This window comes from Pseudoxanthomonas sp., from assembly GCF_035999195.1.
Lineage (GTDB): Bacteria > Pseudomonadota > Gammaproteobacteria > Xanthomonadales > Xanthomonadaceae > Pseudoxanthomonas_A.
On record NZ_DASYGY010000009.1, the window covers coordinates 1,004,127 to 1,030,221 of the forward strand.

The 26,095-nt window shown below is 68.9% G+C and carries 24 protein-coding genes; 21 read left to right on the forward strand and 3 right to left on the reverse strand.

Going from position 1 to position 26,095, the window contains the following annotated elements; translation table 11 throughout:
- The first annotated feature begins 209 nt into the window (after positions 1–209).
- Entirely contained in the window at positions 210–1,088 is an 879-nt protein-coding gene (gene tsf / locus VGN58_RS11770) for a translation elongation factor Ts (protein ID WP_327483407.1), read from the forward strand.
- A gap of 212 nt (positions 1,089–1,300) precedes the next feature.
- Complete coding sequence (locus VGN58_RS11775; RefSeq protein ID WP_327483408.1) at positions 1,301–2,794, forward strand: GGDEF domain-containing protein; 1,494 nt, start codon at positions 1,301–1,303, stop codon at positions 2,792–2,794.
- 11 nt (positions 2,795–2,805) lie between these two features.
- On the opposite strand, the gene VGN58_RS11780 is transcribed toward VGN58_RS11775, so the two are convergent.
- Positions 2,806–3,501: an AIM24 family protein gene (locus tag VGN58_RS11780; protein ID WP_327483409.1), complete on the reverse strand. Its 696-nt coding sequence runs from the start codon at positions 3,499–3,501 to the stop codon at positions 2,806–2,808.
- A gap of 65 nt (positions 3,502–3,566) precedes the next feature.
- On the opposite strand from VGN58_RS11780, the gene VGN58_RS11785 reads away from it, so the two are divergent.
- The 19 genes from VGN58_RS11785 (at position 3,567) to VGN58_RS11875 (ending at position 24,422) form a co-directional block, all read left to right on the forward strand.
- Complete coding sequence (locus VGN58_RS11785; RefSeq protein WP_327483410.1) at positions 3,567–3,926, forward strand: cupin domain-containing protein; 360 nt, start codon at positions 3,567–3,569, stop codon at positions 3,924–3,926.
- Between the two features lie 51 nt (positions 3,927–3,977).
- Positions 3,978–4,703, forward strand: coding sequence for a UMP kinase (gene pyrH / locus VGN58_RS11790; protein WP_327483411.1), 726 nt, complete (start codon positions 3,978–3,980; stop codon positions 4,701–4,703).
- A 132-nt stretch (positions 4,704–4,835) separates the two neighbouring features.
- Complete coding sequence (locus VGN58_RS11795; protein ID WP_327483412.1) at positions 4,836–5,765, forward strand: cation diffusion facilitator family transporter; 930 nt, start codon at positions 4,836–4,838, stop codon at positions 5,763–5,765.
- A 77-nt stretch (positions 5,766–5,842) separates the two neighbouring features.
- Positions 5,843–6,400, forward strand: coding sequence for a ribosome recycling factor (gene frr / locus VGN58_RS11800; protein ID WP_327483413.1), 558 nt, complete (start codon positions 5,843–5,845; stop codon positions 6,398–6,400).
- An 8-nt stretch (positions 6,401–6,408) separates the two neighbouring features.
- Positions 6,409–7,167, forward strand: a complete 759-nt coding sequence (gene uppS / locus VGN58_RS11805) for a polyprenyl diphosphate synthase (protein ID WP_327483414.1) — start codon at positions 6,409–6,411, stop codon at positions 7,165–7,167.
- Positions 7,164–8,024: a phosphatidate cytidylyltransferase gene (locus VGN58_RS11810; protein WP_327483415.1), complete on the forward strand. Its 861-nt coding sequence runs from the start codon at positions 7,164–7,166 to the stop codon at positions 8,022–8,024. Before uppS ends, VGN58_RS11810 begins: the two co-directional genes overlap by 4 nt.
- A gap of 2 nt (positions 8,025–8,026) precedes the next feature.
- Positions 8,027–9,214: a 1-deoxy-D-xylulose-5-phosphate reductoisomerase gene (dxr, locus tag VGN58_RS11815; protein ID WP_327483416.1), complete on the forward strand. Its 1,188-nt coding sequence runs from the start codon at positions 8,027–8,029 to the stop codon at positions 9,212–9,214.
- A gap of 13 nt (positions 9,215–9,227) precedes the next feature.
- Positions 9,228–10,604: an RIP metalloprotease RseP gene (gene rseP, locus VGN58_RS11820; RefSeq protein ID WP_327483417.1), complete on the forward strand. Its 1,377-nt coding sequence runs from the start codon at positions 9,228–9,230 to the stop codon at positions 10,602–10,604.
- Positions 10,605–10,726: 122 nt separating this feature from the next.
- Entirely contained in the window at positions 10,727–13,207 is a 2,481-nt protein-coding gene (gene bamA / locus VGN58_RS11825; RefSeq protein WP_327483418.1) for an outer membrane protein assembly factor BamA, read from the forward strand.
- Positions 13,208–13,323: 116 nt separating this feature from the next.
- Positions 13,324–14,346: a UDP-3-O-(3-hydroxymyristoyl)glucosamine N-acyltransferase gene (gene lpxD, locus VGN58_RS11830; RefSeq protein ID WP_327483419.1), complete on the forward strand. Its 1,023-nt coding sequence runs from the start codon at positions 13,324–13,326 to the stop codon at positions 14,344–14,346.
- Positions 14,343–14,798 (forward strand): 3-hydroxyacyl-ACP dehydratase FabZ, encoded by a 456-nt coding sequence (fabZ, locus tag VGN58_RS11835; protein ID WP_055935832.1) that lies wholly within the window; start codon positions 14,343–14,345, stop codon positions 14,796–14,798. Before lpxD ends, fabZ begins: the two co-directional genes overlap by 4 nt.
- Position 14,799: 1 nt before the next feature.
- Complete coding sequence (gene lpxA, locus VGN58_RS11840) at positions 14,800–15,588, forward strand: acyl-ACP--UDP-N-acetylglucosamine O-acyltransferase (RefSeq protein WP_327483420.1); 789 nt, start codon at positions 14,800–14,802, stop codon at positions 15,586–15,588.
- Positions 15,585–16,853 carry a lipid-A-disaccharide synthase gene (gene lpxB, locus VGN58_RS11845; protein WP_414710783.1) on the forward strand — a complete coding sequence of 423 codons (1,269 nt, stop codon included), beginning with the start codon at positions 15,585–15,587 and terminating at the stop codon, positions 16,851–16,853. The genes lpxA and lpxB overlap by 4 nt, the downstream gene beginning before the upstream one ends.
- 147 nt (positions 16,854–17,000) lie before the next feature.
- Positions 17,001–17,606: a ribonuclease HII gene (rnhB, locus tag VGN58_RS11850; RefSeq protein ID WP_327483421.1), complete on the forward strand. Its 606-nt coding sequence runs from the start codon at positions 17,001–17,003 to the stop codon at positions 17,604–17,606.
- A gap of 150 nt (positions 17,607–17,756) precedes the next feature.
- Positions 17,757–18,161 carry a hypothetical protein gene (locus VGN58_RS11855; RefSeq protein WP_327483422.1) on the forward strand — a complete coding sequence of 135 codons (405 nt, stop codon included), beginning with the start codon at positions 17,757–17,759 and terminating at the stop codon, positions 18,159–18,161.
- 180 nt (positions 18,162–18,341) lie between these two features.
- Positions 18,342–21,899, forward strand: coding sequence for a DNA polymerase III subunit alpha (dnaE, locus tag VGN58_RS11860; protein WP_327483423.1), 3,558 nt, complete (start codon positions 18,342–18,344; stop codon positions 21,897–21,899).
- 96 nt (positions 21,900–21,995) lie between these two features.
- Positions 21,996–22,955: an acetyl-CoA carboxylase carboxyltransferase subunit alpha gene (locus tag VGN58_RS11865; RefSeq protein ID WP_327483424.1), complete on the forward strand. Its 960-nt coding sequence runs from the start codon at positions 21,996–21,998 to the stop codon at positions 22,953–22,955.
- Positions 22,956–22,968: 13 nt separating this feature from the next.
- On the forward strand, positions 22,969–23,673 hold the full coding sequence (locus VGN58_RS11870; protein ID WP_327483425.1) for a transglycosylase domain-containing protein: 705 nt from the start codon (positions 22,969–22,971) through the stop codon (positions 23,671–23,673).
- Positions 23,670–24,422, forward strand: coding sequence for a tetratricopeptide repeat protein (locus tag VGN58_RS11875; protein WP_327483426.1), 753 nt, complete (start codon positions 23,670–23,672; stop codon positions 24,420–24,422). Before VGN58_RS11870 ends, VGN58_RS11875 begins: the two co-directional genes overlap by 4 nt.
- 5 nt (positions 24,423–24,427) lie before the next feature.
- On the opposite strand, the gene lepB is transcribed toward VGN58_RS11875, so the two are convergent.
- On the reverse strand, positions 24,428–24,979 hold the full coding sequence (lepB, locus tag VGN58_RS11880; RefSeq protein ID WP_327483427.1) for a signal peptidase I: 552 nt from the start codon (positions 24,977–24,979) through the stop codon (positions 24,428–24,430).
- Positions 24,980–25,090: 111 nt separating this feature from the next.
- A complete protein-coding gene (locus VGN58_RS11885) occupies positions 25,091–26,050 on the reverse strand; it encodes a GAF domain-containing protein (RefSeq protein WP_327483428.1) in 960 nt (319 codons plus the stop codon).
- Positions 26,051–26,095 lie beyond the last annotated feature (45 nt).

The window sequence follows — 26,095 nt, forward strand, 5'->3', positions numbered from 1 at the left end:
ACGCCGCCGCGCCATGCTGCGCGGCGGCCCATGTTCTTCCTTCTCCCCCGGGAGAAGGGCCTGCCCCCGCGAAGGCGGGGGTGCCCGAAAGGCGGATGAGGGTACGGGAAGCACGCTGGCGTTCAACGCGTCGCGACTCCACCGGACCTTCACCCCAACCCCTCTCCCGACGGGAGAGGGGCTTTGCCAAACCAAACAGAGGTAATCCCGTGGAAATCACCGCTTCCCTGGTCAAGGAACTGCGCGAGCGCACCGGCGCCGGCATGATGGAGTGCAAGAAGGCGCTCACCGAGAACAACGCCGACATCGACGCCGCCGCCGAGTGGCTGCGCAAGTCGGGCCTGGCCAAGGCCGACAAGAAGGCCGACCGCGTCACCGCCGAAGGCCGCGTGGCCGTGGCCCAGGACGGCGGCAAGGCCGTGCTGGTCGAGATCAACTCCGAGACCGACTTCGTCGCCAAGGACGCCAACTTCATCGCCTTCACCGATGCCATCGCGCAGGCCGCGCTGACCTCGGGCGCCGCCGACGTCGAAGCGCTGAAGAGCGCCCAGCTGGCCTCGGGCGAGACCGTCGAGGAAGCCCGCGCCGCCGCCATCGCCAAGCTGGGCGAGAACATGCAGATCCGTCGCCTGGTCGCCATCGACAGCGCCAACAACGTGGCGGCCTACGTGCACGGCGGCAAGATCGGCGTGCTGGTCGAGGTCAAGGGCGGCGACGCCGAACTGGCCCGCGGCCTGGCGATGCACATCGCCGCGATGAACCCCCCGCACAACAAGGCCGCCGACGTGCCGGCCGAGTTCGTGGCGAAGGAGAAGGAAATCGAGCTGGCCAAGATGTCGGACAAGGACAAGGCCAAGCCGGCCGACATCCTGGAGAAGATCATCTCCGGCAAGATCAACAAGATCGTCAACGAAGTCACCCTGTACGGCCAGCCGTACGTGCTGGACAGCGACAAGTCGGTCGAGCAGGTGGTCAAGGCCGCCGGCGCCGACGTGATCGGCTTCCAGCGCCTGGTGGTCGGCGAAGGCATCGAGAAGGTGGTGGAAGACTACGCCGCCGAAGTGATGAAGCAGGCCGGCCTGGCGTAAGCCGACACGCCCTGCGCTGCACCGGCAAAGCCGCGGGAAACCGCGGCTTTGCTGTTTCCGGCATGTGCGAAGCCATGGGAAGGCGCCGGCGTCGACCGTTCGTCGCCGCCGGCTAAAGTTCCCGCGGTCCGCGCCGACACTTCCTACAAAGCTGACACTCCGTCACGCCTTGCCGGCATCCCGCCCGCCCACCTGCTGCGTACCGCACCCGGATGCGTCCCGAACTCGAATCCCAGCTGTTGAATTGCCGCAACCTGCCGAGCCCGCCGGGCGTGGCATTGCGCATCATCGAGCTGGCGCAGGACCCCGAGGTGGTGATGGCGACCGCCGCCGACACCATCGGCCTGGACGCCGCGCTCAGCGCGCGCATGCTGCGCATCGCCAATTCACCGCTCTATGCCAGCCGTCGCCGGGTCGAGAACCTGTCGCAGGCGCTGACCGTGCTCGGCCTGAACGCCACGCTGACGCTGGCGCTGGGGTTTTCGCTGGCGCGCTGCGGCAGCGGCACCCACCCGGCCGCGCAGGAACGCGTCTGGCGCCGCAGCGTGATCGCCGCGCTGGCCTGCCGCCTGCTGGGCCAGCACGCCGGCATGCGCAAGGCCGAGGAACTGATGCTGGCCGCGCTGCTGCAGGACATCGGCATGCTGGCGCTGCTGGAAGTGCTGGGCGAGGACTACGCCCGCCTGGTCGAGCGCACCCAGAACAACGCTGCCCTGCTGGCGGCCGAACGCGACTGGCTGGGCTGCGACCACGCCGTCGTCGGCGGCTGGCTGGCGCGGCAATGGAACCTGCCGGCCCTGCTGCGCGAAGCGATCCTGGAGAGCGAAGCGCCCGCATCGGACACCACCTTCAACGCCTGCGTCGCGGTGTCCGGCCAGGTCGCCGACATCTGGATCGCCGGCACCGACGAAGCGCGCACCGAGGAGGCGCACCGGAAGGCCGCCCTGCAGGTCGCCACGCGACTGGGCATGGACTACGCCGCCTTCCTCGCGCTGACCGAGGACATGATCGCCGCGCTGCCCGAGGTCTGCGCGATGTTCGACGTCCCGCCCGCGCCGCCCGCCCGCATCCAGGCCCTGCTCGATCAGGCACGCGAACTGCTGGTGGTGCGCAACCTGCGCGAGATCCAGGAAGCCGCGCGTGCGCGCAAGGAGGCCGACGCGCACGAGGACCGCGCGCGCCGCCTGGCCGAGGAGGTTCGCCGCGACCCGCTGACCGGCGCCTACAACCGCAGCCAGTTGGAGGAAGTGCTGGAGAAGGAGTTCGACGCCGCCACCCGGCACGGCTGGCCGCTGTCGATCGCCTTCATCGACCTGGACGACTTCAAGCAGGTCAACGATCGCTGGGGCCACCTGGTCGGCGACGAAGTGCTGCGCAATTTCGCCAAGTCGCTGATGCGCCACGTGCGCAGCAGCGACATCGTCGCCCGCTATGGCGGCGAGGAATTCCTGGTGGTGCTGCCCGGCATCAACGAAGACGCCGCCATCCAGGTGGTGCGGCGCATCCTGTCCGAGGTCGCCGGCGCCGCGATGGCCCACGTCAACGGCCAGCCGTTGCACATCACCTTCTCCGCCGGCCTGGCCACGCAGGGCGCGCTGGAACAGTTCCGCCACGTCGACGACCTGCTGCGGGCCGCCGACGAGGCCCTGTATGGCGCCAAGCGACAGGGCCGCAACCGCGTCTCGGTGGGCGCCGTCGGCACCTGACCGCGCGACGGCTACTGCCGCGGCTGCAGCGCGACTTCCTCGTACGGCTGCACGACCACCCAGCCCTCCCCCGCGAACCGCAGCTGGATGCTTTCGCCGGATCCGCGCCCCAGCAGCGTGCCCAGCGAGATGTCGGTGATGATTTCCGGCGTCAGGCCGCCCGACCACGCCACCGTCGCATTCGGATCGGTGAACACGGGCCCGGTCTGCGCGTTCACCGGCAGCGTCAGCGGCTCGTAATGGGACGTGATGGCGACGATGCCGTGCCCGCTCAGGCGCACGTTGAACAGGCCGCCCGACAGCATGCCGGCGACCTTGCGCATCATCGTGATGCGGCTTTCGATGCCCGACTCGGTGGCCAGAACGTCGTTGCCGTTGACGAAGATGGCCTCGCCGGCCAGCCGCAGCAGGGTGATCCGCTTGCCGGCATCGGCCAGATAGACGCGCCCCTGGCCCTCGATCTTCATCAGCTGCATGCCCTCGCCGCTGACCGCCTTCTTCAGCAGGTTGCCAAGCCCCTGTTCCAGCACGCCTTGGCGGGTGAACTTCACCGCACCCTTGCGCGCCACCATCGCGCCGGCCTTGGCCCAGACCAGTCCGTTCAACCGCACTTCAAGCAGGTGCGGGCTCTCCAGCTCGAAGGCTTCCGGGCTGGCGTCCTTTTCGCGGGAGGACGCGAGGAATTCCTGCAGGGTGCGCACGCTCATGACCGTTCCTTGATGGCTGCCGATGGGGACGGCCATGATAGCGGCCCCGACCCGAGGTGCCGCCCATGCCCCGCATCGTTCCCGTGCCGCACACGCCCGACGCCGCCACGCGCGCACCGGTCGCCGCCGATCGCCTAGTGGCCGGGCAGCCGACGCAGGCGGTCGGCAACGCCTACTCGTCCGGGGACGAGCGGTTCCATTGCGGCGTCTGGGAGGGCGATGCGGGCGCGTGGCGGGTGCGCTACACCGAGCACGAGTTCTGCCACCTGCTCAGCGGCCGCGTGCGCCTGCGCGATGATGCGGGCGACGAGGTGACGGTGCTGGAAGCCGGCCAGAGCTTCGTGGTGCCGGCCGGTTTCAGCGGCACGTGGGAGGTGCTGGAACCCGCGCGCAAGCTCTACGCCATCTACGAACCCGGCGACTGAGGCGACGCGCTCGGCTAGAATTGCCGCGTTTGCCCCCACGCCGAGAATCCCATGCCCGCTCCCCTCACCTATCGCCGCATCCTGCTCAAACTGTCCGGCGAGGCGCTGATGGGGGCCGAGGACTACGGCATCGACCCGGCGGTGATCACGCGGATCGCGCGCGAGATCATCGAAGCACGCGATGCAGGCGCCGAGGTGGGCCTGGTGATCGGCGGCGGCAACATCTTCCGCGGTGCCGGCCTGGCGGCCGGCGGCATGGACCGCGTCACCGGCGACCAGATGGGCATGCTGGCCACCGTCATCAACGCGCTGGCCATGCAGGACGCGCTGGAAAAGCTGGGCGCGAAGTGCCGCGTGATGAGCGCCATCAAGATCAACGACGTGTGCGAGGACTACATCCGCCGCCGCGCCATCCGCCATCTGGAAAAGGGCCGCATCGCGATCTTCGCCGCCGGCACCGGCAACCCGTTCTTCACCACCGACTCCGGCGCCGCGCTGCGCGCGATCGAGATCGGCGCCGACCTGCTGCTGAAGGCCACCAAGGTGGACGGCGTGTACGACAAGGACCCCAGCAAGCATGCCGATGCGGTGCGCTACGACCAGCTGACCTACGATGAGGTGATCGCGCGCGACCTGCAGGTGATGGACACGGCCGCGTTCGCGCTGTGCCGCGACAGCGACGTGCCGCTGCGCATCTACGACCTGTCGGTGCCCGGCAACCTGATGCGCATCCTGCGCGGGGAGCATGTCGGCACGCTGGTGAAAGGCCGCGGCTGACAGGTCGCGCCGCGCATCTTCCAGGCCGAGATACCGCCCGCTCCGGCGGGAATAGACCGGCGGAAGACCGAGGTGCGCCCGCATCACCGCTGTAATAGTGTTCGGTGGCGCAGGCGGGCACCCTAGCCCGCCATGGGACACGGACACCACCACGGCCACGGCGCGCACGCGCATCCACAGGCATCGGCCACACGCACCTTCGCGTGGGTCACGCTGATCAACCTGGCCTACACCGTCGTCGAGGCCGGCTACGGTTTCCACACCAACTCGCTGGCGCTGCTGTCGGACGCGCTGCACAACCTCGGCGACGTGCTGGGGCTGGCGCTGGCCTGGGGCGCGGCTGCGCTGGCCGGCCGGCGACCACGCGGCCGGCATACCTATGGCTGGCGGCGCGCCACCCTGCTGTCGCCGCTGGCCAACGCCGTGCTGCTGATGCTCTTCGCGGGCGCGCTGAGCTGGGAGGCCTTCCGTCGCTTCAGCGCACCGCCGGAGATCCCCGCCACCCCCGTCATCGTGGTGGCCTCGCTGGGCATCCTGGTCAACCTGGGCGCCGCCTGGCTGGTCAGGGATGGCCATGCGCACGACCTCAACAAGCGGGGCGCCTTCCTGCACCTGGTGGCCGATGCCGCCGTGTCCCTGGCGGCCGTGCTGGCCGGCGTGGGCATGGCCACGCTGGGCTGGGCGTGGCTGGATCCGGCCACGGCGCTGCTGGTCGCGGTGGTGGTGGCCCTGGGGTCATGGAGCCTGTTGCGGGACAGCTTCGACGCTGCGATGGACGCCGTGCCGGCCAGCGTGGACCCGGAGGAGGTGCGGGCGTTCCTGCAGGAGCGACCCGATGTCACCGCCGTACACCACCTGCACATCTGGCCGTTGGGCGCCAACGAGATCGCCCTGACCGCGCATCTGGTGCGCGCGCGGGAAGACGACCACGACGCCTTCCTCGATGCCACCGTGCACGCCCTGGACGCGCGATTCGGCATCAATCACGCGACCCTCCAGATCGAGCGCGGCGCGGGCTGCGGCCATGACCGGCACGATGCGGCGCCGCATCATTCGCACTGAACCGCCTGCGGACGGTCGGCAACGGCCCCGAATCGCCCTATAATCGGCCGTTTACAGGCTTTGCAACGGAAAGGGCGATGCTCAACGACATCAAGAAAGACGCGCAGGCGCGCATGACCAAGAGCATCGAGGCGCTCCGCCACACCCTGGTGAAGGTCCGCACCGGCCGTGCCTCGACCGCTCTGGTCGAGCACCTGAAGGTCAACTACTACGGCTCCGACATGCCGCTGAGCCAGGTAGCGACGGTGACGATCTCCGACTCCCGCTCGCTGACCATCACGCCGTGGGAAAAGCAGATGGTCGGCGCGGTCGAGAAGGCCATCCTGGCGTCCGACCTGGGCCTGACCCCCAACACGGCCGGCACCACCATCCGCCTCAACCTGCCCGCCCTTACCGAGGAGCGCCGCAAGGAACTGTCCAAAGTGGTCCACAGCGAAGGCGAGGATGCCAAGGTCGCGATCCGCAACATCCGTCGCGATGCCAACCAGCAGATCAAGGACCTGCTGAAGGACAAGCAGATCACCGAAGACGAAGAACGCCGGACCGAAGACGAAATCCAGAAGCTCACCGACAAGGCCATCAAGGATGTCGACGACGTGGTGAAGGCCAAGGAACAGGAACTGATGGCGGTCTGAGGACTGCCATGTCCTCCACCGTCCGCGTGTCCGTGCCACGCCACCTGGCCGTCATCATGGACGGCAACGGGCGCTGGGCAGAACGCCGTCGCCGTCCGCGCGTGATCGGCCATCGCGCCGGCGCGCGCGCGGTCAATACCTGCATCGACTTCTGTCTGGAACGCGGCATCGGCGCGCTGACCCTGTTCGCGTTCTCCAGCGAGAACTGGGGCCGGCCCGAAGAGGAAGTCGGCGCGCTGATGAAACTGTTCCTCAACGCGCTGGACCGCGAAGTCGAGGAACTGCACCGGCGCCAGGTGCGCGTGCGCTTCATCGGCGATCGCACCCGGTTCTCGGCCGATATCCGCTCGCGTATGGATGCGGCCGAAGCACTGACGCGCGCGAATGCGCGCCTGCACTTGGCCATCGCCGCCAGTTACGGCGGCCGCCAGGACATCGCGCACGCGGCGCGTGCGCTGGCGGCCGACGTCGCGGCCGGCCGGCTGCGGCCGGAGGACATCGACGAGGCGGCGCTCGGCGCCCACATCGCGCTGGCCGACCTGCCGCCGCCCGATCTGTTCATCCGTACCGGCGGCGACCACCGCGTCAGCAATTTCCTGCTGTGGCAGCTGGCGTACACCGAACTCTGGTTCACCGACGTGCTGTGGCCCGACCTGGACGCCGCGCTGCTGCAACGCGCGCTGGACGACTTCGCGCAGCGCGAGCGCCGCTTCGGGCTGACCAGTGCCCAGGTCGCCGGCAGCGCCACCGAGGATTCATCCGCATGAGCGCCACCCGTACCCGTGTCATTGCAGCGCTGGTGATGGCGCCGTTCGCGATCGGCGCCATCCTGCTGCTGCCCACGTCCTGGCTGGCCATGCTGGCCGCGCTGGTGTTCCTGGTGGGGCTGTGGGAATGGTTCAAGCTCGCCGAGATCGACGACACCCTGCAGCGCACCGTGCTGCTGACCGCCAACCTGCTGGTGATGGTGGCGCTGGTGTGGGCATCGAGAGGATCCGGCGACGCCACCGACCTGGTGCCGTTGCGCCTGATGGCGCTTGCGGGCGTGGTCTGGTGGCTGCTCGCGCTGCTCTGGCTGCGCTTCTTCAGCTTCGCGTCCGATCACGAGACCTGGGCCCGCGTGTTCAAGCTGGCGGCGGGTACGCTGGCCGTGGTCCCGGCCTGGTGCGCGCTGGGCCTGATCCACGTCTCCGAGCCGAATGGGCACATCTGGCTCTTCGTCGCCCTGGCCATCGTCTGGGCCGCCGACAGCGGGGCCTACTTCGCCGGCCGGCACTTCGGCGGGCGGTGGTTCAAGGGCCGCAAGCTGGCGCCGCGGATCAGCCCCAACAAGACCCTGGAAGGCCTGCTCGGCGGCCTGGCCGCCGGCATGCTGGTGGCGGCCGTTGGCGGACTGATCGCCGGAGCCGGCGCCGGCCAGCTCCCCGGCGTGCTGGTGGTGGCCGTGTTCACGGTGCTGTTCTCGGTGGTCGGCGACCTGTTCGAGAGCCTGCTCAAGCGACATGTCGGCGCCAAGGACTCCGGCGACGTCATCCCGGGTCACGGCGGCGTGCTCGACCGCATCGATGGCGTGCTCGCTGCGCTGCCCATCTTCGTGCTGGGCAAGGACGTCTTCGGATTCTGAGCATGACGGCGCATGTCCCCCGCAACGTGGCGGTCCTGGGCGCGACCGGCTCGATCGGCGCGTCGGCGCTGGATGTCATCGCACGCCATCCCGACCGCTACCGCGCGGGCCTGCTGGCGGCCGGCGGCAACGTGGAGGCCCTGCTCGCCCTCTGCGTCGCGCACCGGCCCGACCATGCGGTGATCGCCGACGAGGGCCTGTATGCGCGGCTCCGCGACGGCCTGTCCCAGGCCGGCCTGCCCACGCGTGCCCACGCCGGCACGGCCGCGCTGGATGCGCTGGTGGCGGAACCGGATTGCGGCATCGTGGTAGCCGCCATCGTCGGGGCCGCCGGGCTGTCGTCGACGCTCGCCGCGGCACGCGCGGGCAAGCGCCTGCTGCTGGCCAACAAGGAATCGCTGGTGCTCGCCGGCGAGCTGGTGACGGCCGCTGCGGACGCGGCAGGCGCCGAGATCATTCCGATCGACAGCGAGCACAACGCCATCTTCCAGTGCCTGCGTTCACGGCAGGCTCAGGCCGAGGTCAGCCGCATCGTGCTGACCGCGTCGGGTGGCCCGTTCCGGGGCCGCCGCCGCGCCGAGCTGGCGCAGGTCACGCGCGAGCAGGCCGTCGCGCATCCCAAGTGGTCGATGGGGCCGAAGATCTCGGTGGATTCGGCCACGCTGATGAACAAGGGATTGGAGCTGATCGAAGCCCACCACCTGTTCGGCGTCGGCCGTGAGCGGCTGGACGTGCTGGTGCATCCGCAGAGCCTGGTGCACTCGCTGGTGGAATTCGTCGACGGCTCCACGCTGGCGCAACTCGGGCTGCCCGACATGCGGACCTCGCTGGCGGTCGGCCTGGGGTGGCCGGAACGGATCGGCTCGGGCGTAGGCGGGCTCGACCTGTTGCAGCATCCGCGACTGGAGTTCGAGGCGCCGGACACCGATGCCTTCCCTTGCCTGCGACTGGCCTGGGAGGCGATGGCGGCGGGCGGTACCGCGCCGGCCGTGCTGAACGCGGCCAATGAAGTTGCGGTTTCAGCCTTTCTTCAGGGCCAAATCGGTTTCCTATCCATCCCCGCGCTGGTCGAGGATGCCCTCGCTGCGCTGCCTGCGGCACCGGCCGATTCGCTGGACGCGTTGCTGGCGGCGGATGTCGAGGCACGCCGGTTGACCGACCGCAATCTCGCAAGCCACCTCTCCGCATGAGCACCGACATCCGATGAGTGAAGTGCTGGGCTCAATCTGGTGGATGATCGTGGCGCTCGGCGTGCTGGTCACGTTCCACGAATTCGGCCACTACTGGGTGGCGCGCCGCTGCGGCGTGAAGGTGCTGCGCTTTTCCGTGGGTTTCGGCAAACCGCTGTGGTCGCGCCGCGACCGCCACGGCACCGAGTTCGCGGTCGCCGCGATTCCGCTGGGCGGCTACGTGAAGATGCTGGACGAAGCCGAGGGCGACGTCCCCGCCGCGCAACTGGACCAGGCCTTCAATCGCAAGTCCGTCTGGCAGCGCATCGCCGTGGTCGCCGCCGGCCCGCTGGCGAACGTGCTGCTGTGCGTGATCCTGCTATGGGCGATGTTCGTGATCGGCAAGCAGGATTACTCGGCCACGCTGGGTAGCGTCTCGGGCATCGCCGCCGACGCCGGTTTCCAGCGCGGCGACCGCATCGTGCGGGTCGGCGACCGGGCGATCGATACGTGGACCGACGCGTCGATGGTGCTGACCAAGGCCGCCATCGACCGCGACGACGTGCCGCTGGACGTCGAAACCGCAGACGGTTCGACGGTGACCCGCACCCTGCCGCTGTCCCGGCTGCCTGCAGATTTCGACCAGGAGAACGCGACCGGTGTGATGGGACTGACCTGGCAGTACGCGATCATGCCGGCGGTGATCGGCAAGGTCACGCCCGACTCGGCCGCCGATGGCGTGCTGAAGGTCGGCGATACGGTGACGGCCGTGGACGGCCAGCGCGTACATGGCTTCGACGACATCGCCCGCCAGGTCGATGCGCTGGGCAAGCGCGGTGGCGCGGCCATGGTCGAGGTGGATCGCGAAGGCCAGCGGCTGGCGTTCGAGCTGACCCCGCGCTGGACCAGGCACCCCGAGGCCGGCAAGGGTCATTACTGGGCCCTGGGCCTGGCTCCCCCCGAGAAGGTGCAGATGCCGGCCTACGACGCCCGGCTGCATTTCGGCCCCCTGGCGGCCGTACCGGCCGCCCTGCGCGAGACCGGCAAGCTGACGGCGGACTCGCTGGGCATGATCCGCCGCATGCTGACCGGCGACGCCTCGCTGAAGAACGTGTCCGGCCCGATCACCATCGCCCAGGTCGCCAATGTTTCGGCCCAGCGGGGGCCGGACTGGTTCCTCTGGTTCCTGGCGGCCATGTCGCTGAGCCTGGCCATCATCAACCTGCTGCCGATCCCCGTCTTGGACGGCGGCCACCTGCTGTATTACCTTATTGAATTGGTCAAGGGCAGCCCCTTGAGCGAACGCCACATGGTGGCCGGACAATACGTGGGCCTGGCGGCACTGGCGGGCCTGATGGGACTGGCGTTCTACAACGACATCCTGCGTCTGATGACGCGTCTGGTGACCTGATGCCCCTGAACTTCCACGGGCCGGCCCGCTCCAAGGTGGCCGCTCCTCCCCTTGCTGCACCCCGGACCGCCGCCCTGCAGTCCACTCCTGCGCCGCAGGAACCACTCCAACCGGACGTAATGATGACGCGACTGCCTTCCCGCCGCCTGCTTGCCCTCGCCCTGGCTTCGGCCATCGCCATGCCGGCACTGGCCCAGACGACGGAACCCGCTGCCGCGCCCGTGGCCGCCGCGCCGCTGAGCAACGCCTCGTTCACCGCGACCGACATCCGCATCGATGGCCTGCAGCGCATCTCGACCGGCACCGCGCTGACCTACCTGCCGATCGAACGCGGCGACGTGGTCACCCCGACGAATGTCGCCGAATCGATCCGCGCGCTGTACAAGACCGGCTTCTTCGAGGACGTGAAGCTCGACCGCCAGGGCGACATCCTGGTCGTCACCGTCACCGAGCGCCCGGCGATCAACAAGCTGACGCTGACCGGCAACAAGGACATCAAGACCGAAGACCTGATGACCGGCCTGAAGGACATCGGCCTGGCCGAGGGCGAAACCTTCGACCGCCTGAGCCTGGACCGGGTGACGCAGGAACTGGTCCGCCAGTACAACAACCGCGGCAAGTACAACGTCGAGATCACGCCCACCGTCAGCCCGCTGGACCGCAACCGCGTGGACGTGGCCATCGCGGTGAAGGAAGGCAAGGCCGCCAAGATCAAGCACGTCAACGTCGTCGGCGCCGAGAAGTTCGAGACCGAGGACCTGCTGGAGAACTGGGAATCCAAGGAAACCAGCTGGCTGTCGTGGTACCGCCGCGACGATCAGTACTCCAAAGAGAAGCTGTCCGGCGACATGGAGCGCCTGAATTCCTGGTACCTGGACCGCGGCTACGTGGACTTCAACATCGACTCCACGCAGGTGTCGATCAGTCCCGACAAGCGCGACATGTTCATCACCGCCGGCATCACCGAAGGCGAGCAGTACAAGATCTCCGACGTGAAGGTCACCGGCGACACGGTGCTGCCGAAGGAAGAGATCGAGAAGCTGGTGATCGTCAAGCCGGAGCAGACGTTCTCGCGCGTCCTGCTGGAGATGACGGCCGACTCCATCACCGCCACGCTGGGCAACATCGGCCACGCGTTCGCGCAGGTCAATCCCATTCCGACCGTCGACCGCGAGAACCGCACCGTCGCGATCAACCTGCAGGTGGTGCCGGGTCCGCGCGTCAACGTGCGCCGCATCGTGTTCAAGGGCAACACCCGCACCTCCGACGAAGTCCTGCGTCGCGAGATGCGCCAGTTCGAGGGCAGCTGGTTCTCGCAGGTCGCCGTGGACCGTTCGCGCGTGCGCCTGCGCCGGCTCGGCTACTTCGAGACGGTCGACGTGGAGACCAATCCGGTCCCCGGCACCAACGACCAGGTCGACGTGGTCTTCAACGTCAAGGAAACCACGTCGGGCAGCTTCGTGTTCGGCCTGGGCTACTCGCAGCTGTCCGGCCTGACCACGTCCATCCAGCTGTCGCAGAACAACTTCCTGGGCGGCGGCAACCGCGTGTCGGTCGAAGCGCAGCGCAGCGACTACCTGCAGCGCTACTCGTTCTCGTACACCAACCCGTTCTTCACCGACGAAGGCATGTCGCTGGGCTACAACCTGTGGTGGCGCGAGTTCGACTACTCGGACTTCAACACCGCCCAGTACTCCACCACCAGCGCGGCCGCGCAGGGCATCCTGGGCCTGCCGATCACCGAGAACGACACCGTCTCGCTGCTGTTCGGCATCGACAGCAACGAGATCCTGACCTTCGGCGGCTCCACGCCGCAGACGATCATCGATTACATCGATGCGGTCGGCCAGCGCACCTTCCACGCCTGGCGTGCCGAAGTGGGCTGGGCGCGCGACACGCGCAACGACTACTTCATGCCCACGGGCGGCACCTACCAGCGCGTGTCCGCCGAAGTCGCGCTGCCGGGATCCACGGTCCAGTACTACAAGCTCAACTACGAGTTCTCCAAGTACTGGTCGCTCAGCCCGGCCTTCGTGCTGAACACCCGCGCCGAACTCGGCTATGGCGACAGCTACGGCGACGACCTCTACCGCTACATCTGCGTCGTGAACGGATCGGACCCGCAGATCCCCGGCCAGCCGAACACTGGCACACCATCGGCCGACGGCACCTGTGCCGATGGCGGTACCCTGCAGCGGACGCTGGTGGCCACCGGCCTGCCGTTCTTCGAGAACTTCTACGCCGGCGGCACGCGCTCGGTGCGCGGCTTCCGCGACAACACGCTGGGCCCGCGCTCGGAGGTCATCTCCGGCTTCCGTGGCCAACCGCTTGGCGGCTCGCTGAAGACCACCGGCTCGGTGGAGCTGATCTTCCCGAAGCTGTTCGATTCCAATGCGGCGCGCGTGTCGGCGTTCTTCGACTTCGGCAACGTGTTCGACGGCGTGGACAACTTCGACGCCGGCGAGCTGCGCGCATCCGCAGGCGTGGCGCTGCTGTGGCGCGCGCCGGTCGGCCCGATCTCGATCAGCTACGCCTTCCCGCTGAGGAAGGAAGACGAGGACGAGGTGGAACGCCTGCAGTTCACCTTCGGCGGCGGCTTCTGACCGCAGCGCAGGGCGATCCGGATGGCACGAAGGGGGGCGAAAGCCCCCTTTCTGCTGTCCACCATACGCCCCCGTGGAAGCGGTTCTGCGGCGGCAGGGGCTAAACTACGCGCCTGATGACCGCCCCCTCCTTCACCTCCGGCGAACTCGCCGACCGCTTCGGCCTGGCCCTGCGCGGCGACGGCGACCTGCGCATCGACGGCGTGGCCACGCTGGCGCGCGCCCTGCCGGGGCAGCTCGCCTTCCTCGCCAACAGCCGCTATCGCGCGCAGCTCGCTGACAGCCGCGCCAGTCTGGTGGTGCTGCGTGCCGAGGATGCCGCGGAAGCGACCGGGGCCGTGCTGATCGCGAAGGATCCGTACACCGCCTTCGCCAAGATGGCGGCGCTGTTCGAACGCAAGCCCACCCGCGACGCCGGCATTCATCCGAGCGCCGTCATCGATCCGACAGCCCGCATTGCCCCGGGCGCGCATGTCGGCCCGTTCGTCGTGGTCGGCGCACGCAGCGTGATCGGCGAAGGCAGCGCGATCGGCCCGGGCTGCGTGATCGGCGACGACTGCATGGTCGGCGACGGCTGCGAACTGGTCGCCCGCGTCACCCTGGTCACGCGCGTGCGCCTGGGCCAGCGCGTGCTGGTCCATCCCGGCGCGGTGATCGGCGCCGACGGTTTCGGCCTGGCGATGGACAGCGGGCACTGGATCAAGGTGCCGCAGCTGGGCGGCGTGGTGATCGGCGACGATTGCGAGATCGGCGCCAACACCACCATCGATCGCGGCGCGCTCGATGACACCGTGCTGGAAGAGGACGTTCGCCTCGACAACCAGATCCAGATCGGCCACAACGTCCGCATCGGCGCGCACACGGCGATGGCCGGCTGCAGCGCCGCCGCCGGCAGCGCGCGCATCGGCCGCTACTGCCTGATCGGCGGCGCCGCCGGCGTGCTCGGCCACCTGGAGATCTGCGACCGCGTGGTGGTCACCGCCATGTCGCTGGTGACCAGCTCGATCACCGAGCCCGGCGAGTATTCCAGCGGCACGCCGCTGACCGACAACCGTACCTGGCGCAAGAACGCCGCCCGCTTCAAGCAACTGGACGCCTTGGCACGACGCGTGCTGGCGGCCGACAAGGAAACCCGATGACCCTGGACCTGCAACTGCCCGTCGACGCGGCCACGATCCGCAAGCTGCTGCCGCACCGCTATCCGTTCCTGCTGGTGGACCGGGTGGTGGAATTCGAGAAGGACAAGCGCGTCCTGGCCTACAAGAACATCACCCAGAACGAACCGTTCTTCACCGGCCATTTCCCGGACCGTCCGATCATGCCGGGCGTGCTGATCATCGAAGCGCTGGCGCAGGCGGGCGGCCTGTTGACCCAGCTCTCGCACCAGGGCGACACGGCGGGACGCATGTTCTACATGGTGAAGGTGGAGAACGCGCGCTTCACCCGCATGGTCGTGCCGGGCGACCGCCTGGACCTGGACGTCACCCTGAAGCGCCTGATCCGCAACATGGCCTTCTACACCGGCGTGGCCTCGGTCAACGGCGAACAGGTCGCCTGCGCCGACGTGCTGTGCGCCGAGGACACCCGCTGAGATGAGCGCCCCCACCGCCATCCATCCCAGCGCGGTCGTCGACCCCGGTGCGGTGCTGGGCGAAGGCGTGCGCATCGGTCCGTTCGCCTACGTCGGTCCCGACGTCGAGATCGGCGACGGCACGGTGATCGGGCCGCACTGCACGGTCACCGGCCCCACCCGCATCGGCCGCGACAACGTGTTCACCGGTCACGCCGCCATCGGTGGCGATCCGCAGGACAAGAAGTTCAAGGGCGAGCGCGTCGAGCTGGTGATCGGCGACCGCAACCAGGTACGCGAGTTCGTCACGCTCAACCGCGGTACCGGGACCGGCGGCGGCATCACCCGCATCGGTAGCGACAACATGCTGCTCGCGTACACGCACGTGGCGCACGACTGCATCGTCGGCAACCACTGCGTGTTCTCCAACAACTCGACGCTGGCGGGCCACGTCACCATCGAGGACTGGGTGATCATGAGCGGCTTCGCCGGCGTGCACCAGTTCTGCCGCGTCGGCGCACACGCCTTCATCGGCATGGGCGTGCTGCTGAGCGGCGACGTACCCCCGTTCACCATGGTCGCGGGCGACGCCGCCGGCCGGCCGCGCGGCATCAACAGCGAAGGCCTCAAGCGGCGTGGGTTCGATGCCGACCGCATCGCCGCCATCAAGCGCGCCTACCGCACGCTGTACGTCGCCGGCCTGCCGCTGGCCGAAGCCAAACAACAGCTCGCCGAACAGGCCCAGGCCAGCGACGACGTGAAAGCGCTGCTGCAGTTCATCGAAAGCGGCGAACGGCCGTTGCAGCGGTGAGTGCCGGGAATCGGGAGTCGGGAATCGGGATTGGGCAGGCCGGCTCTCCGTCGGCGCTCCTCGCCTCCTCCCTCACTCATTCCCCCTTCCCGATTCCCGCCACGCGTGGTGTACGCATCGCGCTGTGCGCCGGCGAGGCCTCCGGTGATGGCCTCGGCGCAGGAGTGATGGCTGCGCTGCGTGCGCGCTTTCCGAACGCCGAATTCGTCGGTATCGGCGGCGATGCGATGCGTGCTGCCGGCTGCGACACCTGGTTCGACGCGAACGAACTGGCCGTGATGGGCCTGGCCGAAGTACTGCGCCACCTGCCGCGGCTGCTGCGCCTGCGCAAGGACTTCCGGCAGCGCGTGCTGGACTGGAAGCCCGATGTCTACGTCGGCATCGATGCACCCGACTTCAACCTCGGCGTCGAGCGCTGGCTGAAGGAGCGCGGCGTGCGCACGGTCCACTATGTCAGCCCGTCCGTCTGGGCGTGGCGCGAACAGCGTGCCGCGAAGATCGGCCGGAGCGCCGACCGCGTGCTCTGCCTGTTCCCGATGGAGCCGCCGATCTACGCGAAGCACGGCGTGGATGCGCGCTTCGTCGGCCATCCGATGGCGGACGAGATCCCGCTGCAGCCGGACCGGGCCGCCGCGCGTGCCGCACTCGGGCTGCCCGCGGACGCGCCGGTGCTGGCCGTGCTGCCTGGCAGCCGGCTCGGCGAGATCGGACGGCTGGCGCCGGCCTTCTTCGACGCCGCGTGCCTGGTCGCCACGCAGGTTCCCGGGCTGCAGATCGTCGTGCCGGCCGCCAATGCCGCCTGCCGGCAGGCGCTGGAGGCGCAGTTCGCCGCACATGGCGCCGACGCCGCGTGGCGCCTGCTCGACGGCCGCGCACGCGACGCGATGATCGCCAGCGATGCCGTCCTGCTCGCCTCCGGCACGGCCACGCTGGAAGCCATGCTGTGCAAGCGCCCGATGGTGGTGGGCTACCGCATCGCGCCGCTGACGTACCGCATCGTCAAGGGCCTGGGGATGCTGAAGGTGGAGCGTTACGCGCTGCCGAACGTGCTGGCGGGCGAGGACATCGCGCCCGAGCTGATGCAGGACGACTGCACGCCGGACAAACTGTCTTCAGCCGTCCTGCGCTGGTTCCGCGAACCGGAGGCCGTCGCCGGCCTTCAGCCCGTCTATCAGCGGCTGCATGCGCAGCTGCGCCAGGACGCCTCGGCGAGCGCGGCCGCGGCAGTCGCGGAGTTGATCGTTCCCCCTGTAGGAGCGACGTAAGTCGCGACCGAGAACCCTGCCTGCCGTGAAGTCATCACCGTCCGCCAGACAACGCTCTTCGTCACCCGTTCACGCCAAGGGACGAGCTTCCGTGGTTGTCATTTGCACGGTCGCGACTTACGTCGCTCCTACAGAGGGCACTGTGCGATGACGTCGGCCTCGCTGTTCCCGATGCCCGTCGTCCGCCTCATCGCCGGCGTGGACGAGGCTGGTCGCGGCCCGCTGGCCGGACCGGTCGCCGTCGCGGCGGTCATCCTGGACGACGCACGTCCGATCGCGGGCCTGAACGACTCCAAGCAACTCAGCGAGGCGAAGCGCGAGGCGCTGTTCCCGCTGATCCAGCAACGCGCCCTCGCCTGGCGCGTGGTGTTCGTCGAACCGGACGAGATCGACCGGCTCAATATCCTGCAGGCGACCCTGGAAGGCATGCGTCGCGCGGTCATGGCGTTGCAGCCGTTCCCCGAACTGGTCCGCATCGACGGCAACCGCGCGCCGAAGGGCCTGAACTGCATGGCCGAGACGCTGGTCGGCGGCGACGCCATCGAACCGGCGATCATGGCGGCGTCGATCCTGGCCAAAGTGTCGCGCGACCGCCTGATGGTGCAGCTGCACGCGACGTTTCCGCAGTACGGCTTCGACGTGCACAAGGGCTATCCGACGCCTGCGCACCTGTCGGCACTGTCGCGGCACGGACCGTGCGCGCATCACCGCCGCAGCTTCGCGCCCGTGCGCGACGCACTCGCCGGGCGCTGACACACAGGCATTCACGCGCGTGACCATCGGCACGGTGCCCATGGTCACGATGGCTTCCAGCAGGCGCACGCGTCTCCGCGCAAGGGCACGATGACCCTGCATCCCGCGCTCCACCACGCCCGGGAGCCCTCTTCCCCCACGAGGTGCGCCATGAGCCTGTTGAATCCTGTTGCCACGTCCACCACCCCGCTGCTCGCCGTCGACGACACGCGCGTGCAGCTGCTGCGCAGCCTGCTGGCCGACTGCGACTGGTCGCCGCCGGCCATCCTGCGCGGTCGCCTGCAGCAGGCCATGGCGCTGCTGCGCGAGCCCGGCGTCTCGCTGGACGAAGCCACCTGGCTGCTGGTCGCCGACGAGACCGCGCGCTATCTGGATTTCCGCCGCCTGCGCAGCCTCGAAGCGCAGCTGCGCGGATGCGCGTACGAGGCGCTGCATTACACCCGCGCCGACTGGGAGGCCGCGCGCAACGCCGAAGCCGCGCTGGAATCGCACCTGCGGCAGGTGCGCTTCAGCAGCTATGCGCCGGAACCGGTGCCGATGTTCCGCATCCACTGAATCAGGTGCGGCGCGTGGCGCCGCGCTACCCCCATCCCGAGCCCTCGGGTTTCCCCTGGGCCGCCTTTCCCCGGGCGGCCTTTTTTTGTCCGGACGGGCCCGTTCCGCGACGCCGGAATGTCAAGCCTTGCCCCTCCCCACCCCCGCCGGTACGCTGCCCCGTCAGTATCCCGGACCGGCATGTCTTCGCGTTTCGTCCACCTCCACCTGCACACCGAGTTCTCGCTCGCGGATTCGATCATCCGCGTGCCCGAGAAGCCGGACCATGCCGACCCGAAAAAGGCCAAGCAGGCCAACCTGCTGAGCCGGGCGGTGGAACTGGGCATGCCCGCACTGGCGGTGACCGACCGCAACAACCTGTTCGCGCTGGTGAAGTTCTACAAGGCCGCCGAGGGCGTGGGCATCAAGCCCATCGCCGGCGCCGATGTGATGGTGGCCGACGGCAGCGACGCGCCCTGGCCGGTGACGTTGCTCTGCCGCGACCGCGACGGCTACCTGTCGCTGTCGCGCCTGCTGTCGCGCGCCTGGATGGAAGGCCATCGCACCGACGGCGTCGCCATCGACCCCGAGTGGCTGCGCGCCGACCACCAGGGCCTGTTCGCCATCATGGGCCGGCAGAGCCTGGCCGGACGGCTGGCGCTGACCGGGCGCCATGATCTGGCCGAACAGCACCTCGCCGACTGGCAGCGCGCCTTCGGCGACGACCTGCACCTGGAGCTGACGCGCACGCAGCGCGACGGCGAGGAAGCCTTCAATGCCTTCGCCCTGCATGCCGCCGGTACGCGCGGCCTGCCGGTGATCGCCAGCAACGACGTGCGCTTCCTGTCGCCGGACGATTTCGACGCGCACGAAGCCCGCGTATGCATCGCCTCCGGACGCGTGCTGGACGATCCCAAGCGTCCGCGCGAGTACAGCGCCGAGCAGTACATGAAGTCGGCCGAGCAGATGGCCGAGCTGTTCGCCGACGTGCCCGACGCGCTGGACAACACCGTGGCGCTGGCGCAGCGCTGCAACATCGAGATGCGGCTGGGCACCTACTTCCTGCCCGCGTATCCGGTGCCGGACGACGAAACGCTGGACAGCTGGATCCGTCGCCAGTCGCACGACGGGTTGAAGGCCCGCCTGGAGAAGAATCCGCTGGCGCCCGGCCACACGCGCGAGGATTACGAAAAGCGGCTCGACTTCGAGCTGGACACCATCTGCAAGATGGGCTTCCCCGGCTACTTCCTGATCGTGGCCGACTTCATCCAGTGGGGAAAGAACCACGGCATCCCCATCGGTCCGGGCCGTGGCTCCGGTGCGGGTTCGCTGGTGGCGTGGGCGCTGCAGATCACCGACCTGGACCCGCTGCCGTACGGCCTGCTGTTCGAGCGCTTCCTCAATCCGGAACGCGTGTCGATGCCCGACTTCGACATCGACTTCTGCATGGACCGCCGCGATGAAGTCATCGACTACGTTGCGCGCAAGTACGGCCGCGACCGCGTCAGCCAGATCATCACCTACGGCACGATGGCGGCGAAGGCGGTGGTGCGCGACGCCGGCCGCGTGCTCGGCTTCCCCTACGGCCTGGTCGACAGCGTCGCCAAGCTCATCCCCAACATCCTGGGCGTGTCGCTGAAGGACGCGATGGGCGAAGGCAGCAGCGAGGCCGCCTCGCAGGAACTGATCGACCGCTACCGCGACGAGGACGACGTCCGCGACCTGATCGACCTGGCGCGCCAGCTGGAAGACCTCACCCGCAATGCCGGCAAGCACGCCGGCGGCGTGGTGATCGCGCCCTCGCCGCTGTCGGACTTCTGCCCGCTGTTCGCCGAACACGACGAAGGCGGGCGCGGCAAGAACCCGGTCACCCAGTTCGACAAGGACGACGTGGAAGCCGTCGGCCTGGTGAAGTTCGACTTCCTGGGCCTGCGTACTCTCACCATCATCGACTGGGCGGTGAAGGCGATCAACGAACGCCACGCCCGCGCCGGCGTGCCGCCGGTCGACATCACCACCATTCCGCTGGACGACGCCAGCGTGTATCGCGACGTGTTCGCCAACGGCAACACCGGCTCGGTGTTCCAGTTCGAATCCACCGGCATGCGGCGTGCACTGAAGGAAGCCAAGCCCGACCGCTTCGAGGACCTGATCGCGCTGAACGCGCTGTACCGTCCCGGCCCGATGGACATGATCCCGTCGTTCGTCGAGCGCAAGCACGGTCGCGAGGAATTCGAGTATCCCGACCCGCGCACGCGGACCATGCTGGAAGAGACCTACGGCATCATGGTCTACCAGGAGCAGGTCATGCAGATGGCGCAGATCGTCGGCGGCTACTCGCTGGGCGGCGCCGACCTGCTGCGCCGCGCGATGGGCAAGAAGGTGCCGGCCGAGATGGCCAAGCACCGCGAGATCTTCCGCGGGGGCGCCGCCAAGGGTGGCGTGGACGAGCGCAAGGCCGACGAAATCTTCGACCTGATGGAGAAGTTCGCCGGCTACGGCTTCAACAAGTCGCACGCCGCCGCGTACTCGCTGGTCGCCTACCAGACCGCGTGGCTGAAGAAGCACTATCCGGCCGAATTCATGGCGGCCACGCTGTCCTCGGACATGGACAAGACCGAGAAGGTGGTCGGCTTCCTCGACGAGGCGCGCGGCCTGGGCCTGAACGTCATGCCGCCGGACGTGAACCACTCCGACTTCATGTTCGTGGCCACCGATGCGAACAGCATCCGCTACGGCCTGGGCGCGGTGAAGGGCGTCGGCCAGGGCGTGTGCGAGAGCATCGTCGAGGCGCGCAGGCAGGGTGGCGAGTTCCGCGACCTGTTCGATTTCTGCAAGCGCGTGGATTCGTCCAAGCTCAACAAGCGTGCGCTGGAGGCGTTGATCAACGCCGGTGCGCTGGATGCGCTGGGCCGCAACCGCGCCTCGCTGGCGCTGCAGCTGCCGGAGGTGCTGAAAGCGATCGACCAGATCAGCAAGAACCGCAACGCCGGCATCGTCGACATGTTCGGGGCCAGCAGCGGCGGCGACGACATCCACATCGAGCTGCCCGTCACCGACGAGTGGCCGCTGATGCAGGTGCTGCACGGCGAGCGCGAGACGCTGGGGCACTACCTCAGCGGCCACCCGATGGACCCGTACCGCGACGACCTGCGCTCGCTGGTCGGCAGCGACCTGAGCGAGCTCGACCGCATCTGGTCCAGCTCCTCCGGCGGCGACAAGAAGGGCTGGCGGCCGGAAGTCAACGCGATCGTCGCCGGCCAGGTGGTCGGCGTCCGCCGCAAGGGCGACAGCCAGGTGTTCGTGCAGCTGGAAGACGGCCGCGGCCGCATCGAATGCAGTGCGTTCTCCGATGCGCTGGCCGAGTTCGGCGCGCTGATGACGCGCGACCGCGTGCTGGTCATCAAGGGCGGCCTGCGCGAGGACGAGTTCAGCGGCGGCTACAGCCTGCGCATCCGCCAGGTGTGGGACTACGCGCAACTCTGCCAGCAGCATGCGCACCGCCTGCAGCTGCGCCTGGACCTGCGCGTACCGGGCCTGTGGGAACGGGTCGATGCGCTGCTGTCGCGCCACCGCCCGGGCGGCACGCCGCTGCGCCTGGACCTGCTGATGTCCGCCGGAGACGCCGCCATCGCCGGCATGCTGGACCTCAACGGCCAGAAGGCCGTGCGCGTGGATGTGGAGCTGCTGGATGCCCTGCGGGCCATGCCCGGCGTGCGCGCGGCCAAGCCCGCGTTCCAGCGCCCGTGGGCGAACTGACGCGCCGCGTGCGCGCCATCACGGCCCTACCCCCCCGTACGTGACCGCTGGAGCGCTTCGGCTACACTTTGCCCCTTTCCGGCCCATGGCCCACAGATGAATCCGAACTACCTCGATTTCGAACAGCCCATCGCCGACCTGGAAGCCAGGATCCAGGACCTGCGCGCCGCCAGCACCGGGCCGGCGGTGAATGTCGATGCCGAGGTGCACGCCCTGCAGGACAAGCTGCGCGTGCGCACGGCGCAGATCTTCCGCGACCTGTCGCCGTGGCAGGTCTCGCAGCTGGCGCGCCATCCGGCGCGGCCGTACACCCTGGACTACATCAAGGTGTTCTGCGACGAGTTCCAGGAACTGGCCGGCGACCGCGCCTTCGCCGACGACGCCGCCATCGTCGGCGGCCTGGGCCGCATCGACGGCCGCAGCGTGATGATCATCGGCCACCAGAAGGGTCGCGACACCAAGAGCAAGATCGCGCGCAACTTCGGCATGCCGCGCCCCGAGGGCTACCGCAAGGCGCTGCGCCTGATGAAGATGGCCGAGCGCTTCAAGCTGCCGCTGCTGACCTTCATCGACACCCCGGGCGCGTACCCGGGCGTCGGCGCGGAAGAGCGCGGCCAGTCCGAGGCGATCGCGCGCAACCTGATGGAAATGGCGGAACTGAAGATCCCGATCATCTGCACGGTGATCGGCGAAGGCGGCAGTGGCGGCGCCCTGGCCATCGGCGTGGGCGACCGTACGTTGATGCTGGAGTACGGCACCTACTCGGTGATTTCGCCGGAAGGCTGCGCCTCGATCCTGTGGAAGGACGCCGCCAAGGCCAAGGACGCCGCCGAACAGCTCGGCCTGACCGCCAAGCGCCTGCACGGCCTGGGCCTGGTCGACAAGGTGGTGCGCGAACCCATCGGCGGCGCGCACCGCAACCCGCGCCAGATGGCCGTCCGCCTGAAGGCCGTGCTACTCAACGAACTCGACGCACTGGAACAACTGCCCGTCGAGCAGTTGCTGCAGAAGCGCTACGCGCGCCTGCGCGGTTACGGCGCGTACGAGGCCGCCTGAGCCCTCGCCGGGGATGGCCTGGATCAGAGCCCTCCCCGGAACCCTGCTGGTCGTCGCCGCACTCGTCATCGGCCTGTGCTTCGGTCTGTACGCCCATGGGGCGTCCGGACTGCCCGACGATCTCGAGCCGAGCCGCTACCGCGCCACGCCCGACCTCCGCGCGCTTTACCTGGCCGTCAATGCACGCGGCATCCAGGACGTGCCGCGCCTGAATCCTGTCAGCGTCTGGGGATACTGGCTCTGGCATTTCTCCGGTCGGCAACACGAACCGCTCGGCTCCCAGCTGACGCTGCTCGGCGATAGCGGACGATCACTGATGATGCGGCAACCGCGTCGGGCCAGAGGCGCTCAATGGCATCCCGCCGGCCTGGCAGCCACCGTCCGCGTGAGTCGTCAGTGGGAGATGGACCGGATGGTCGACACGCTGCTGGCAGAGGGCGCGTTCGGTCGCGGCGCGACCGGCATCGAGCAGGCCGCGCGGGCCTGGTACGGCCGGCCGCTGGGCGAACTCGTCGCCGAGGAGCGGCTGCTGCTGGTCGTACTGATGAAAAGCCCGTCCCATCACGACCCTGCCTGCCATCCGGAACGGTTGACAGACCGGTATCGATGGGGCGCGGCGCACGCCGGCATTCCCGACGCGGCGGACGCGCTGCGTATCGCGATGGCTAGAATGCGGCCTGTCGCCTGTCCGGCATCGAGATCCGCGCCCGCCCCATGAGCCCCCTCCTGCTGCTGACGTACGCCGTCCAGATCGCCTGCTGCGTGCATGTGGTGCGCACCGGGCGTCCGCTGTACTGGGTTTTCATCCTGCTGGTGTTCCCGTTCTTGTCGGCGATCATCTACGTCATCGCCGAGGTCGTGCCGGAACTGCGGAACAGCCCGTCCGCGCGCCGTACCGTGCGCAGCGTCCGCAACCGTGTCGACCCCGATCGCGACCGCCGCGACGCGGCCCGGCTGCTGAAGGCGGCCGACACACCGGAGAACCGGCGCCGCCTGGCCGAGGAAAGCCTGCGCAGCGGCGACTACGCGCAGGCGGCCGAGTTGTACGAGCAGGCGCTGAAGGGGCTGTATGCCACCGATCCGGACCTGATGCTGGGGCTGGCGAAGTCGCAGTTCGGACTGGGCGACTCGACCCGTGCCCGCGCCACGCTGGAGGCGCTGATCGCCGCCAATCCCGGATTCCGCTCCAGCGATGGCCATCTGCTGTATGCACGCGCCGTCGAGGACAGCGCCGACGCAGCGGCGGCCATCCACGAATACGAAGCCGTCGTGCAGGGCTACCCGGGCGAGGAGGCCCGCGCCCGCTTCGGCCTGCTGCTGAAGCGGCAGGGCGAGCATGCCCGTGCGCGCAGCGTGTTCCAGGAAATCCTCGACCGCTCCGACGTCGCGCCCCGCTACTACCAGCGCGAACAACGCGACTGGATCGAGGTCGCCAGGCGTGAACTGGCCATGCTGCCGCGCGCCTAGGCGGATCAGGGAATCGCGCGCACGACCTTGCCGGTGATGTCCTCGCGACGCGTCATCGGCTGGAAGCGGCTGTCCATGCTGTTGTCGCGGTTGTCGCCCATCATGAAGTAGTGCCCCGGCGGCACCGGCGTCGGCGGGAACGCGCGCGAATGTTCCGCGCTGACGTTTTCCGCCGCGACATACGGCTCCTCGAGTGCCGCGCCATCGATATGCACCGTGCCGTCGACGATGCTCACCGTTTCGCCCGGCAGGCCGACGATCCGCTGGAGCCAGACTTGGCCCTGGTGCGCCGGCAGGAGCAGGGTTACCACATCGCCGCGCTGTGGCGGGTGCCGGGTGTAGTGGCCCGCGCGGGTCACCAGCACCTGTCCCGGCACGATGCCGGGCAGCATGCTGGACGACGGCATGCGGTAGAGGCCATGCCCGAGGATGCGTTGCCGCGGGTCCATCGAGCGGACACCGAACGGATTGAGCGCATACATCGTCAGCGATGCGGCCGGAACCAGGATCGCCAGCACCATCAACACACGGACGAGGGAACGACGCAGGAGGGACATGCTTTGCCGAGGGCGTGCGGACGTAACGGTCAGCATGCCGCAGATTCCCGCGCCCTGCCTCCTCCTTGCCCGCATGCCGTGGTGACGAACGAGCGACGCCGGGGATGGGCCTCAGGCAGCGACGCGGTCGCGGGCAGCCGCATCCTTCTGCCGGCTGAGGTCTTCTTCCGCCCGCAGGTACACGCCATGCAGGGCCTCGCCCGGCCTGGCGCTCGCCGCGCCCACCCGCAGCGACAGGCCGTCCCGACTGCCCGCCTCCAGGGCGGCCTTGCGCAGCGCCTGCATGCGCGCCTCCTGCGCTTCGCCGTGCAGGAGGGCGACGTACTCGGCACTGTCGGTGACGCGGCTGATGTGGTCGCCCAACGCCGGCTGCACACATGCCTCGAGTTCCGCCGCCAGCCCCTGGAGCTGCCGCTCCAGGGTGCGTTCGCCAAGACGACGTGCCGCCTCGGCCATGCCCTGCACCTCGATGATCGCGACCGTGTAACCCGCATCCGAAGGCGTCGCGGAAGGGTCGGTCGCGGCGACGGTCGCCTCGGATTGCAGCGCGCCCATGGCCTGGGATTCGTGCTGCACGCGGTGCGCGTCCAGCAGCGCCATGGTCACGCGCGCCAGCGCGCGCAGCGACGCCTTCTGCTGGCTGTTGAGACGGCGCGGCTGGGTGTCGACCACGCACACCGTCCCCAACGCCTCGCCATTCGCGGTGACCAGCGGCATGCCGGCGTAGAAACGCGCCTTGACCTCGCCGGTCACGATGGGGAACTCGTTGAAGCGCGCATCCTCGCTGAGATCCTGCACTTCCAGCAGCTCATCGGGCTGGCGGATCGCGTGATCGCAGACGGCGGTATCGCGCGTGGTCTGGTGGTCGTCCAGCCCCACGCGCGCCTTGAACCACTGGCGGTCGCGGTCGATCAGCGAGACCACCGCGATGGGCGTGCCGCACAGCGCCGCGGCCACGTTCACCAGATCGTCGTAGACGGTGGCCGGCAGGCTGTCGACCATGTGGTAGCGGTCGAGGGCGTGCTGGCGGCGGGTTTCCTGCGCAGCCGGGGAGTCGGTCGAAACCGTCATGCGTTCTCCTTCGTGTCGATGGCGACGCGCATGGTCGCCGCTGGC